Origin of the sequence: Erwinia sp. OLFS4, assembly GCF_002752165.1 — a bacterium.
Lineage (GTDB): Bacteria > Pseudomonadota > Gammaproteobacteria > Enterobacterales > Enterobacteriaceae > Izhakiella.
Genome location: NZ_MOMB01000002.1, coordinates 87,733 through 100,988, shown reverse-complemented (window position 1 = coordinate 100,988; position 13,256 = coordinate 87,733). Strand labels below are relative to the sequence as shown.

The 13,256-nt window shown below is 54.1% G+C and carries 12 protein-coding genes; 2 read left to right on the top strand and 10 right to left on the bottom strand.

The genetic code is table 11. The annotated features are described in order from the left end of the window. Positions 1–174: 174 nt before the first annotated feature. On the bottom strand, positions 175–1,392 hold the full coding sequence (fabB, locus tag BL249_RS01255) for a beta-ketoacyl-ACP synthase I (RefSeq protein ID WP_099705106.1): 1,218 nt from the start codon (positions 1,390–1,392) through the stop codon (positions 175–177). A 154-nt stretch (positions 1,393–1,546) separates the two neighbouring features. Here fabB and mnmC point away from each other — a divergent pair, with 154 nt between their 5' ends. Next, entirely contained in the window at positions 1,547–3,556 is a 2,010-nt protein-coding gene (gene mnmC / locus BL249_RS01250; RefSeq protein ID WP_099705107.1) for a bifunctional tRNA (5-methylaminomethyl-2-thiouridine)(34)-methyltransferase MnmD/FAD-dependent 5-carboxymethylaminomethyl-2-thiouridine(34) oxidoreductase MnmC, read from the top strand. Between the two features lie 114 nt (positions 3,557–3,670). Here mnmC and BL249_RS01245 read toward each other — a convergent pair whose 3' ends face one another. The 6 genes from BL249_RS01245 to prmB form a co-directional block, all read right to left on the bottom strand. Further along, positions 3,671–3,952: a YfcL family protein gene (locus BL249_RS01245; RefSeq protein WP_099705108.1), complete on the bottom strand. Its 282-nt coding sequence runs from the start codon at positions 3,950–3,952 to the stop codon at positions 3,671–3,673. Between the two features lie 32 nt (positions 3,953–3,984). Beyond that, positions 3,985–4,533 (bottom strand): elongation factor P hydroxylase, encoded by a 549-nt coding sequence (locus BL249_RS01240; protein ID WP_099705191.1) that lies wholly within the window; start codon positions 4,531–4,533, stop codon positions 3,985–3,987. Positions 4,534–4,599: 66 nt separating this feature from the next. Beyond that, complete coding sequence (locus tag BL249_RS01235; protein ID WP_099705109.1) at positions 4,600–5,403, bottom strand: TSUP family transporter; 804 nt, start codon at positions 5,401–5,403, stop codon at positions 4,600–4,602. A 14-nt stretch (positions 5,404–5,417) separates the two neighbouring features. Further along, complete coding sequence (gene mepA, locus BL249_RS01230) at positions 5,418–6,245, bottom strand: penicillin-insensitive murein endopeptidase (RefSeq protein WP_099716796.1); 828 nt, start codon at positions 6,243–6,245, stop codon at positions 5,418–5,420. Between the two features lie 4 nt (positions 6,246–6,249). Continuing rightward, positions 6,250–7,335 (bottom strand): chorismate synthase, encoded by a 1,086-nt coding sequence (gene aroC, locus BL249_RS01225; protein ID WP_099705111.1) that lies wholly within the window; start codon positions 7,333–7,335, stop codon positions 6,250–6,252. A 23-nt stretch (positions 7,336–7,358) separates the two neighbouring features. After that, on the bottom strand, positions 7,359–8,291 hold the full coding sequence (gene prmB / locus BL249_RS01220; protein WP_099705192.1) for a 50S ribosomal protein L3 N(5)-glutamine methyltransferase: 933 nt from the start codon (positions 8,289–8,291) through the stop codon (positions 7,359–7,361). A 188-nt stretch (positions 8,292–8,479) separates the two neighbouring features. Here prmB and smrB point away from each other — a divergent pair, with 188 nt between their 5' ends. After that, complete coding sequence (gene smrB / locus BL249_RS01215; RefSeq protein ID WP_099705112.1) at positions 8,480–9,031, top strand: endonuclease SmrB; 552 nt, start codon at positions 8,480–8,482, stop codon at positions 9,029–9,031. 40 nt (positions 9,032–9,071) lie between these two features. Here smrB and sixA read toward each other — a convergent pair whose 3' ends face one another. From sixA to fadI, 3 genes are all read right to left on the bottom strand, one after another. Further along, positions 9,072–9,554, bottom strand: coding sequence for a phosphohistidine phosphatase SixA (gene sixA / locus BL249_RS01210; protein WP_099705113.1), 483 nt, complete (start codon positions 9,552–9,554; stop codon positions 9,072–9,074). A 175-nt stretch (positions 9,555–9,729) separates the two neighbouring features. Further along, positions 9,730–11,886 (bottom strand): fatty acid oxidation complex subunit alpha FadJ, encoded by a 2,157-nt coding sequence (fadJ, locus tag BL249_RS01205; protein WP_099705114.1) that lies wholly within the window; start codon positions 11,884–11,886, stop codon positions 9,730–9,732. Next, complete coding sequence (gene fadI / locus BL249_RS01200) at positions 11,883–13,193, bottom strand: acetyl-CoA C-acyltransferase FadI (protein ID WP_099705115.1); 1,311 nt, start codon at positions 13,191–13,193, stop codon at positions 11,883–11,885. Before fadI ends, fadJ begins: the two co-directional genes overlap by 4 nt. Positions 13,194–13,256 lie beyond the last annotated feature (63 nt).

Below are 13,256 nucleotides of genomic sequence, written 5' to 3'. Positions count from 1 at the left end.
AGGGGTTAACGCGAGCCGGAAGGGGTAAAACCCGTATCCAATTGATAGCAAATCCGCAGGCAAACTGAAAGACACCAGTACAGACTATAAGCCCATTCTTGCCCGTGTTATAGCCGGGCAAGGCATTAAAAAAGGAGCGCCCCGGCGCTCCTTTCAATGTAACGCGCCGTGACGTTACTGCACTTTACGCATCACCAGGGTGGCATTTGTGCCACCAAAGCCAAAGCTGTTAGACATGACGGTTGTCAGTGTACGTTGCGTTGGCTGGGTAATCACGTTCATTCCCCGCGCCTGCTCGTCAAGATCGTCAATGTTGATACTCGGGGCAATAAAACCATGCTCCAGCATCAGCAAGGAATAAATTGCCTCCTGCACACCAGCAGCACCTAATGAATGTCCGGTCATCGCTTTAGTGGCAGAAAGTGCCGGGGTGTTGTCACCAAACACTTCGCGGATCGCACCAAGTTCTTTCACATCGCCGACCGGAGTTGAAGTCCCATGGGTGTTGAGATAATCAACAGGTCCTGTGAGGTCCTGCATGGCCATTTTCATACAGCGCACCGCGCCTTCACCGGAAGGCGCAACCATATCTGCACCGTCTGATGTTGCGCCGTAGCCAACGATTTCAGCATAAATGTGCGCACCGCGCGCCAGGGCATGCTCCAGCTCTTCAACCACCACCATGCCGCCACCGCCAGCAATAACAAAGCCGTCCCGCTGGTTGTCATAAGTACGGGAGGCCTTAGCAGGATTGTCATTGTACTTTGTTGAAAGGGCCCCCATTGCGTCAAACTCGCAGGCCATTTCCCAGCATAATTCTTCCCCGCCACCGGCAAAAACAATGTCCTGTTTGCCTAACTGAATCTGTTCAACCGCGTTGCCAATACAATGGGCAGAAGTGGCGCAGGCGGAACTGATAGAGTAATTCACGCCGTGAATTTTAAACGGGGTTGCCAGACAGGCTGATACACCGGAAGCCATTGCTTTCGTCACGACATAAGGGCCAACGGCCTTCAGACCACGGGGACTACGCATGGCATCGGCGCCGAAAACCTGAAAGCGCGGTGACCCGCCACCGGAACCGGCAATCAGTCCGACGCGTGGATTATTCTGATACTGCTGCTCAGACAGGCCGGCATCTTCAATGGCCTGCTGCATGGAAAGATACGCATAAACCGAAGCATCGCTCATAAAACGTACGACTTTTCGATCAATCAGACCTGAGGTATCGAGTTTGACATTGCCCCATACGTGACTACGCATACCGGAATCTTTCAGCTCCTGAGAGAAAGTAATGCCTGAGCGCCCTTCACGCAGGGAAGCCAGTACTTCCTCCTGGTTATTACCGATGCTGGAAACGATACCCAGGCCAGTAATCACTGCACGTTTCATTCAATACCTCATCCACGACTAATTAGGTTCAGTGAACGCACTTTAGCGTACAGTTGTACGCTGAACAAGTCCGATCTGCTGTTATCAGGTAAATTTGCGCGTACGGGTTCACATAGTTAGAATCGCGCCAGTACCTGACCACAGAGTCAATTTTGTGAAAAACCTAGCTGTTGAACATGCATCTCTTAGCTGGAATGAACAGGGTACACCTGTATCCCGGACTTTTGATGATGTCTACTTTTCTAACCAGAGCGGACTGCAAGAAACCCGCTACGTATTTCTGGCCGGTAATCAGCTTCCGCAACGCTTTGCCTGTCATCCCCGCGCCCTGTTCGTTGTCGCTGAAACCGGCTTCGGCACCGGATTAAATTTCCTCACGCTTTGCCAGGCATTTACGGCTTTCCTCGCTGACCATCCGCAGGCCAGACTGCAGCGGTTACATTTTATTAGCTGTGAGAAATATCCGTTAACCGCAAAAGATATGATACAGGCGCACCAGCACTGGCCGGAACTGGCTGACTGGAGTCAAGCCTTACTCAGTCAGTGGCCGCAGGCTATGCCAGGCTGTCATCGTCTGCTGTTTGCCGCCGGGCGTATCACGCTGGACCTCTGGTATGGCGATATTAACCAGCTAATTGATACTTTTGATGACAGTTTGCAACAACAGGTCGATGCCTGGTTCCTTGATGGTTTTGCCCCGGCAAAAAACCCGGATATGTGGACTCCGCCACTGTTTCACTGTATGGCCCGGCTGGCACGTCCGGGCGCCACACTCGCCACCTTTACCGCTGCCGGTTTTGTCCGCCGGGGCTTACAACAGGCCGGCTTCACTATGGTGAAGCGTAAAGGCTTTGGCCCTAAGCGGGAAATGCTGTGCGGAACCCTGAACCAGGCCTGTACGCCGTTGCGGTCGGCTCTCTGCTATCATCGTCCGCCAGCGCGCAACGGCGATATTGCTGTTATTGGCGGTGGTATCGCCAGCGCTTTGCTGGCGCTGGCACTTCTCCGCCGCGGGTGTAATGTGACGCTTTACAGCGACGCTCGTCTGCCGGCACAGGGAGCTTCCGGTAATCGTCAGGGCGCGCTTTATCCGCTGCTGAACCCTCATGACAGCGCATCCGGCCGCTTTTTCCCCGCAGCCTTTACCTTTGCCCGACGCTATTTTGATGCGCTGGATTTCCCTTTTGCCCACCAGTGGTGCGGCGTTACCCAGCTAGGCTGGGATGAAAAAAGTCAGCGTAAGATTGATAACATGCTGGGTATGGCGCTGCCGGCTGCTATCGCCTGCGCAGTCAATGCAGAACAAGCTGAACAGCTGGCGGGACTGCCAACCGGCTGCGGCGGTATTCACTACCCGCAAGGTGGCTGGTTATGCCCGGCCGATCTGACCACCGGATTAATCACCCAGGCACAGCAGCAGGGACTGACGCTGTACTGGCAACATAAGCTGGAAAAACTGACGGAAGAAGAAAACGGCTGGCGGCTGCATTTTGCCGATGGCAGCCAGCGCCACCACCCTAATCTGGTACTGGCCAACGGTGCCGGTATTAATCAGCTGGCACAAAGTGCCCGGTTACCGGTCTATCCGGTTGCCGGCCAGGTCAGCCATGTCCCGACCAATGCTTCGCTGGCACAGCTAAAGCAGGTACTTTGTTACGACGGTTATCTGACGCCAGTCAGTCCGCAGCATCAGCAACACTGTATCGGTGCCAGCTATCACCGCGGCAGCCAGCAGACCACCTACAGCCCCTGCGATCAGCAGGAAAATATCGCACGATTGCAAAACTGCCTGGTCAATCAAAGCTGGCCGCTAACACTTGACGCCAGTGCCGGTGAGGCACGTTGTGGCGTACGCTGCGCGACCCGCGATCATCTGCCAATGCTCGGCGCCCTGCCCGATTATCAACGCACTTTACAGCAGTATTCCGGCCTGACGCCAGCTGAGATTCAGCAGCAGACAACGCCAGCACCGTGGCACCAGGGCATTTTTGTTCTGGGGGCGTTTGGCTCCAGAGGGTTGTGCAGCGCACCGCTGGCGGCAGAGATTCTGGCCGCACAAATCTGCGGCGAGCCAATACCGCTTGATGCGGCAACCCTTGCCGCTCTGAATCCAAATCGCTACTGGATACGCAAGTTACTGAAAGGCAAGCCACTGATTAAATAGTAAAAACTGCCGGCGGCCAGTCCACTTATCGCGCGAACAAAGAGGCCCTACAGCGTCGACCAGCAGAAGAGTGAATGCAACGCCGCAGCGATATGGGTGCGTCTGAAGGTGCCATCAGGCAATCTGACGTGCCTGGGTAAACAGGTTATTCCACATTCCAATGACTAACGCCTGATCGCGTGGTGAAAGCTCGCCGGCGTGAATGGCATTCTGCAGACTATTTTGTACCTCAATCTGTAACGCTTCGGGCGAATGGTCGCCCGACTGTTCCAGCTCTGCAACCGCCAGAGTCAGATGCCCGCGCAGGTAACCGCTGGCAAAGAGTTCATCATCGCTGGCATGCTCAACCATGTCATCAATCAAAGCCAGAATCCGCGCCTCAAATTCATCAATCATGAAATATCCTCTGTTAATTCTTCACGCCAGGCTTAACGCCACGCTTCCGGCAAAGAAAACTGCGTCGCCGACAGCGGCGGTGTCTTGTAATATGCGCGAAGTGCGTCAATAAAGCGAGCCGGGCGCGCCGGAATTCCTTTTTCCAGATAATTCATCACTTGCTGATGGACCTGGCGCTGAAAGGCAATACGGTCGGGTTCACAATCACCTTCAAGGTTGTCACAGCTGACATTAAAAGGAAAACCGGCCGCCACACAAAATAACCACTCCAGCGCCTGCGGTTTTATTTCAACCGCTTCAAACTTGCTCTGCGTCGCGGCATCACGTCCGTCAGGGCAATACCAGTAGCCAAAATCCACCTGCTTGCGACGCGCCTCACCGGCGATACACCAGTGTGAAATTTCATGCAGCGCGCTGGCATAAAAACCATGGGCAAATACCACCCGGTTCCAGGCGGAGCTTTCATCTGCCGGAAGATAAATCGGCTCATCATCGCCCTTAATGAGACGTGTCTGAAAATCCGCCTGAAAGCAGCGATCGAAAAGGGTAATTAATTGCTGATAATGGTGTCCGGTCTGCATCTGTCTGTTCTCAACGTCGCCGCGCAACGACAACGCTGCGGGTCAGATCTCACAATAACGATGATGTTAACTAAAAAAGCGATGAAAAAGGCTCAGGATGGCGTCACCGTGGTTATCATAAAGTAGCTTGATGCTCATCAACGCCGAGATAATCACCACCATTGGACGGATCAATGACTGACCTTTGCTTAATACCATGCCGGCGCCTAACCGGGCGCCAATCACCTGACCACAGAGCATTATCACACCTACGCCCCAGACCACTTTACCACCCAGCATAAACAACAACAGGCTACCGGCATTAGACGTAAAATTGAGTACTTTGGCGTGCGCAGTGGCTTTTGCCAGGTTAAAACCCGCGAGCGTAACAAACGCCAGCGCATAAAATGATCCCGCGCCTGGGCCAAAAAATCCGTCGTAAAATCCGACGCCGCCGCCGGCAACCAGCGCGAAAGGCAAACCTGAAAGACGGTGCTGGCGGTCCTCCTGTCCCAGTTTTGGCATCAGCAAAAAGTAAAAACCAATACCCATTACCAGCAACGGCAGAAGCTGGCGCAAAACGGCAGAATTGATGTGTTGTACCAACAACGCGCCGGAAACCGAACCGACCAGCGTCAGCATAATATTGCGCTTTTGCGTAGTCAGACTGACCACGCCGCTGCGAACAAAATAAAAACTGGCGGAAAAAGAGCCACCCACCGCCTGTAATTTATTGGTCGCCAGCGATTGTGCCGGTGTCAGTCCGGCACTTAGTAAGGCAGGGACAGTTATCAGCCCGCCACCACCGGCAATTGCGTCAATAAATCCGGCAAAAACTGCCACGGCAAATAATCCAGCCAGTACGCCTGGCGCGAGCATCAACCAATCCATTATCAGGATTTTCCTTACAGAAGATGTTTATCCAGCAGCGCCTGACAGGATGGCGGTAACGGTGGCGGTGGCCGTTTGACCGGCACGCCGCTGCCTGGTTTTGGCGGCGCAAACCAGCTCTCCAGCTCGGCACCACAGCCATCTCCGGCAGGAGGTGGCGCTTGTTTCTCGCATTCAGGACTGTCAGCCGGGCAACGCAGGCGAACGTGCATATGAGCGCGATGGCCAAACCATGGACGCACCTTATGTAACAAGTCACGATCGCTGCCGGCGGTACTGCAGAGCTGTTTTTTTATCGCTGGCGCCACGAAAATTCGTGTCACATCCGCATCTTTAGCCGCCAGCGTAATCAGGCGCGCAATCTGCGGCTGCCAGCTACGGTTAACCGTACGGCCATCAGCACTGACCAGGTCCAGGGGCTGGGGCTGGGGCTTTAGCAGCATGGCCTCGCTCCAGCGATAACGGGGAAGCTGTAGCCAGATATCAACATCAAGGCCACTTTGATGGCTGGCATGACCGCTACTGAAACGTCCACCCGCCGCCATGCCCATATCGCCGATTAGCACTTCCCCCAGCTGCTGCCCACTCACCCTGTTGCTGAGTCGCTGAATAAAGCGAATCAGGTCAGGATGACCAAAATAACGACGCTGATCCTGGCGCATAACCTGATAATGACTGGCCTCAAGCGGCAACGGTTGCGCGCCAATAATGCACCCGTTAGCAAATGCCCCTATCGATCGGGCTGGTCCACTGATGGGCTGGCGGATTTTTTGCCACGGTGTTGCCGCCAGCAACGAAGTGCTGAACAGCAGTGCAAACAGGAGAGCGTGTTTTTTTTTCATGGGTTCACCAGCACGGTGCCGGCGGAACAACCCCGGCATTCTGGCCGCGATGACGTAACAGATGATCCATCAGCACAATTGCCATCATCGCTTCAGCGATCGGCACTGCCCGAATGCCAACGCAGGGATCGTGGCGTCCTTTGGTTATCATTTCGACTTCTTCACCGGCACGGGTAATGGTTTTTCCTGGGACGGTAATACTGGATGTCGGTTTCATCGCCAGATGGGCAATAATCGCCTGTCCGCTGCTGATACCACCAAGAATACCGCCAGCATGGTTACTCTGGAATCCATCCGCGCGGATTTCATCACGATGCTGGCTGCCCCGCTGGCTGACAACTGCAAAACCATCGCCAATTTCCACGCCTTTAACCGCATTAATACTCATCAGTGCGTGCGCCAGATCGGCGTCAAGACGGTCAAATACCGGCTCACCCAGCCCTGGCGGCACGTTTTCTGCCACAACCGTGACTTTGGCACCGATAGAATCACCCTCTTTTTTCAAGGTCCGCATCAGCGTATCCAGTGCATCAAGCTTGTCAGCATCCGGACAGAAAAAGGGATTTTGTTCAACCAGTTCCCAGTCTTTCAGCGCGCAAACCACCTCGCCTATTTGTGCCAGATAGCCCCGTACCTGAATGCCAAAGCAACTGGCGAGATATTTCTTTGCAATTGCACCTGCTGCCACCCGCATCGCCGTTTCGCGCGCTGAAGAGCGTCCACCACCCCGATAATCACGCAAACCATATTTCTGCTCGTAGGTGTAATCCGCATGGCCGGGACGAAAAAGATCTTTAATAGCGCTGTAATCCTGCGAACGCTGATCGGTATTTTCAATCAGCAGACCAATGCTGGTACCGGTGGTTACCCCGTCAAAAACGCCGGAAAGAATTTTTACCCGATCGTCCTCACGTCGTTGCGTGGTATAACGTGAAGTCCCTGGACGCCGCCGGTCAAGATCGTGTTGCAAATCGGCTTCATTTAGCGGGATGCCGGGGGGAACGCCATCCACCACAGCACCGAGCGCCAGGCCATGAGATTCACCAAAGCTCGTCACGCGAAACAGTTGCCCTATTGTATTACCAGCCATTCAAGCCTCAGAGATATATTGGGTTACGCTTTAAACGCCGCAAAATGCGGCTGCGCGTCGACAATCTGGTCGCGCGTCAGCATGAAAACGCCGTCACCGCCCTGTTCAAACTCCAGCCAGGTAAACGGAATATCGGGATACTGCGCCATCATGTGTACCATGCTGTTACCGACCTCACAAATTAACACGCCCTGCGGGCTAAGGTAATCAGCTGCGTGGGCCAGAATACGTTTAACCAGCGCCAGTCCATCTTCGCCGGCAGCCAGTCCGATTTCTGGCTCATGACGATACTCATCCGGCAAATCGTTCATATCTTCGGCATCAACATAGGGCGGATTGGTGACAATCAGATCGTAGGCAAGCGGCGGCAACGCATTGAACAGATCGGAACGCATCGGCGTCACCTGATGCTGCATCGCATGCTGCTGAATATTCAGCTCAGCAACCGCCAGCGCCTCGGCTGAAAGGTCGACAGCATCCACCTGCGCCTGCGGGAAGGCATATGCGCAGGCAATAGCAATACAGCCACTGCCGGTACACATATCAAGAATATGTGCCGGGGACGCAGGCAGCAGACCCGCAAAATTGTTGCCAATCAGTTCGCCAATCGGTGAACGCGGTACCAGCACGCGTTCATCGACGTAAAATTCATGGCCGCAAAACCAGGCCTTGTTAGTCAGATAAGCTACCGGAATAAACTCTTTTACCCGACGGATAATACGTTCCACTACCCGCTGACGCTCACTGATTGTCAGGCGTGCAGGATACATATCTTGCGGAATATCGGGCGGCAGATAGAGCGTCGGTAACACCAGCTGCACCGCTTCATCCCAGGGATTATCCGTGCCGTGGCCGTACCAGAGGCCGGCGGCGGAAAAACGGCTCACCGCCCAACGCAGCATATCCTGTATGGTATGCAGTTCGCTGACTGCTTCCTCGACAAAAATTTTGTCCAAATTGCCCTCCACAGGCCGGTCAATCATGCTGGCGTTAGTTTGCCATGAAGAACCGGCTATTTCATCGCATCCGCATTAAAAAGCTGATATTTATTGAACCCATCAGGGTTTTTGCAGGTAGACTTACAGACAGTTTTCATCAACCGGCTGGCTGGTAACCGAAATCAAAGGCTAAAACAGAAAGGTCAATGAGCAAAAAACATCCGCTGAGCGCCGAAGATCGGGCGCTGTTTAATGAACTGGTGCGTGGAACCACCAGAATGAAGCAGGATACCGTTCTGCATAAAATCGCGCCTAAAGTCAGCAAAACACCGGCGCCGAAACGGTTATTATCTGAACAAAAGGATGCCAGTCATTACTTTTCTGATGAATTTCAGCCACTGCTGGCTAGCGAAGGCCCGGTACGCTATCTTCGTGCCGACGTTGATGCCTACGAACTGAAGAAGTTACGCCGCGGTGACTACACGCCGGAAATATTTCTTGATTTGCACGGACTGACTCAGCAACAAGCCAAGCAGGAACTGGGGGCGCTGATTGCCGCCTGTCGCCGTGAACACCTGTTCTGCGCCAGTGTGATGCATGGTCATGGTAAGCATATTCTTAAGCAACAGACGCCACGCTGGCTGGCACAACATCCGGATGTACGTGCTTTCCATCAGGCACCCAACATGTTTGGTGGCAACGCGGCGTTGCTGGTGTTAATTGAACAGGAAGAGTGGCAACCACCGGCACTGCTTTGAGCCTGCAGCCAACGCGCCGGGACCTTAACGGTTCAGATTGTTACATTGCTTTTGCCAGCTTAGACGGACTGACCTGCCAGAGTAATTGTCCCTGGGCGCTGACGGGATCGTAGTCAACACAGGCAATCGCCGAGGTAGCAAACATCGGCGGTGTCTCCTGCGGACAGAGTTCTGAAACCAGATAACCAACCAGCGGTAAATGAGAAATCACCATTACCGATGAGATTCCTTGCGCCGCCAGTGTCTGCAGGTAACTGGCAACCTGTGTGGCATCGCCGTCTGGCGTCAGTTCCGGCAGAACTTCCTGACCTTCGGGCAAAGACAGTACTTCGCGCACCATTTGCTGCGTCTGCTCAGCGCGCAGATAGGGACTCACCAGAACCCGCTCAATACTGACCGACTGATTTTTCAACCAGCTTGCCATCTGGCGGGATTCGTCACAGCCACAATGCGTGAGAGGTCTGACGGGATCGCTCGCGGCATCTAACGCTGCATCACCATGACGCATAATGAAAACTTGCATATTGCACCGTTGTTGTTAAATAAAAACGCCGGTAAAGGAGTGTGTCAAAACCGACCCTTCATTTTACAAATGAACGCTGTGTTGTACCTTAACGACTTCATTATAGTCAACCGGCCATCGGCTTATTAGCGGTTTTTCAGCCCGCCGATAGCGGGCGGGCGGCCGGGACATTTCGCTAACCTGCTGAAGCTGCATGGGTATTGTCAGAGAGATAAGTTTTGTAAAATTTTTCGTCATTGCGTTGCATCATTTGCAGATGCTGACAGGGTGTAAATCGCTCACCATGCTTTTGAGTTAACGATGTTAACGTATTGATTAATTCCGATATTCCATAATGATCCATATAACGGAACGGGCCGCCGAGGAAAGGCGGAAAACCAAGGCCAAAAATCGCGCCAATATCACCATCACGCGCATTTTTGATCACGCCTTCATCAACAGTACGAACAGCTTCATTTAGCATCATCATCACACAACGCTGGGCAATCTGTTCCGGCGTCTGATGCACACCAGGAGTGACCTGTAATAACTTATAAACCTGTTCATCAACTTTTTTTCTGCGCGGACGCTTCGCCGGATACAGATAAAATCCACGCCGGTTTTTTTTACCTTTGCGATCGTCTGCCAGCACCTGAGCAAACGCCGCGGGTGCGACAAAACGATCGCCAAACGCCGCGGCCATCACCGGCAATATTTTACTGCCGACATCAATACCAACTTCATCAAGCAGCTGAATCGGGCCGACGGGAAAACCAAATTGCACCAGTGCATTGTCCACATGATCAATGGCTTCGCCTTCCAGTACACAAAGCAGGGCTTCATTAATATAAGGCGCCAGAATACGGTTGACATAAAACCCCGCACGGTCGGACACCACAATCGGCGTTTTACCCATTTTACGCGCCAGCGCAACGGTGGTTGCCACCGTCTGCGCAGAGGTGGTGGCATGAGGAATCACTTCCACCAACGGCATTTTATCCACCGGGCTGAAAAAGTGCAGACCAATAACCTGTTGCGGACGTTCAGCCCCGCCAGCAATCTCACCGATCGGCAAGGAAGAGGTATTAGAGGCAAAAATTGTCTGCGCATTACAATGGCTTTCAATATCTTTGACCATCTGACGTTTAAGGGGGAGATCTTCGAAGACCGCTTCCATCACCAGGTCAAGTCCGGCAAAACCATGATAATCGGTAGCGCCAGAAATACGTGCCAGCTGCTGATTACGCTGCGCCGGCGTAATATGGTGACGCTTAACTTTCGCATTCAGCAAATCCCAGCTGTATTTCAGCGCGTGGTTAACTCCCTGAACATTGATATCTTTAATACGCACCGCCAATTCGGCTTTAGCCGCCGCCACGCTGGCAATGCCGCCGCCCATCAGTCCGCCACCCAATACCCCCACCCGGCGGACTGGCTGAGCATCCCCCTCACTAAGCTGTTCACGCTTCATCTCGCTGGTAGCAAAAAACAGGCTACGCAGCGCCGCCGATTGCGGCGTCATCACCAGCTCACCGAATGCGCGGGCTTCAGCGATATAACCACTGCGAGTCTTTTGAGACAGGCCGGTTTGCACAACCGACAGAATACGATCAATCGCCGGGTAGTGACCCCGGGCCTTAGCCTGGGCTTTTTTGCGGGCAACATGGAACAATATCTGGCGGCCGAATGGTGCATTCAGCACCCGTTCACGCAGCGGCCAGGGCTGACGTTTAATCGCACCGTCCAGCACCATCGCAACCGCGGTATCCAGCAAAATACTCTCAGCCACCACATCGTCGACAAGCCCCACCTTCAGCGCCTGACGCGGGCGTAGTGTTTTTCCGGTCAGTATCATATCCAACGCCCGCGACGGCCCGATAAGCTGTGGCAGACGCTGGGTTCCCCCGGAACCAGGCAGTAAGCCCAGCTGCACCTCTGGCAAGCCCAGACGGGTTTTATCGCTCCCGGTGCACACCCGTTTATCACAGGCCAGCGCCAGCTCAAGTCCGCCTCCGAGACAAGCACCGTGGATCGCCGCAACAACCGGAAACGGCAGGTCAGCCAGTGCCTGCATTGCCTGCTGTCCTTGTTCCGCCAGCGCCTGAGCCTGTGCCGCAGTCTGACAGCCAGCTATCATATTAATATCTGCCCCGGCAATAAAAGAGTCGGGTTTACCTGAAATCAGTACAATTCCCGCCAGCTGGCGATGGCTGCGCGCTTCACGGATAGTGTCACGCAACGCGTCGGCGAATTCTGCTTTCAGGGTATTCATTTTCTCACCGGGCACGTCAATAGTAATGACCGCGACATGGTCCAGCCGGTAATTCAGGGTTAACGCTGAAGTGGTGGTCATGAATAGCTCTCCAGCACCATTGCTGCTCCCAGACCGCCGGCAGCGCAGGCGGTCACCAGTCCTAATCCTCCCCCCCGACGCTGCAATTCGCGCAGCGTCTGAGTAATCATCCTGGCGCCGGTAGCAGCGAAAGGATGACCGTAGGCGATGGAACCGCCCAGAACATTAAACCTTTCTTCATTCACTTCCCCCAACGCATGGGGACGATTGAGTACATCTCTGGCAAAACGCTCATCAGCAAACAGTTTGAGGTTAGCCAGCGTCTGGGCAGCAAAGGCTTCATGCATATCAATTAACGTCAGATCATTAAGCGTCACACCGGCACGCTCCAGCGCCAGCGGGGAGGCATACGTCGGCCCTAGCAGCATATCCTGCCAGACATCAATGGCGGTGAAAGCATAGCTTCTGAGATAGCCTAACGGCGTAATTCCCAGAGCCTTCGCCCGGCGCTCGGTCATCAGTATCAGCGCAGCCGCTCCGTCAGTAAGTGGCGTACTGTTGGCTGCCGTGACGCTACCGTGCCGGCGATCGAAAGCCGGCCGCACGCGACTGTAACTGTCAGGACTACTATCATGGCGGATATTGTTATCCTGCTCCACTGCCTCATTAAAGGGCGCAACGTAGGCAGTCATCACCTCGTCACGCAGCAGCCCCTGCTGCCAGGCATGGGCGGCGCGCTGATGCGAACGATGCGCCAGACTGTCCTGCGCTGCACGGGTAATCGCATGGGTTTTGGCCATTTGCTCAGCGGTATCCCCCATGCGTAAACCCGTGGAGTACTCGGCAACCGCTGGTGGTACCGGCAGTAAATCACGCGGGCGCAGCTGTCGCAGTAACGAAAACTTTTTGCTTAGCGTACGCGCTTTATTGAGTTCAAGCAGCGTGCGGGCCAGTTTTTTACTGACCCCAATCGGCAGCACTGAACTGGAATCCGCTCCGCCAGCGATACCGATCTGCGCGCTGCCTGCCAGCAGGCTTTCGGCAACGTTTGCCACCGCCTGAAAGCTGGTCGCACAAGCCCGGCTGACGCTGTAGGCATCGGTGTGCACACTCATTCCGCTCGCCAGCACTATTTCACGGGCAATATTAGGGGCTTCGGGCATTTGCACCACCTGGCCAAACACCAGTAAATCAATCAGTTCCGGGGGTAATTCACTGCGTACCAGCAATTCACTGACCACCATTCTGCCCAGTTCGACTGCCGGAATAGCCTGAAAAGCGGTTGCCTGACGAACAAAAGGGGTACGAAGTCCATGGGTAATAACAATACGCTCACCGGGCCGGGAGAGTTGCGCCTGCTGGCTCATCAGTTCACCTGTTGCAGTTATGTGACCGGGCATCGTTGCCTTAGTGGTCTGACCTGATGCTAA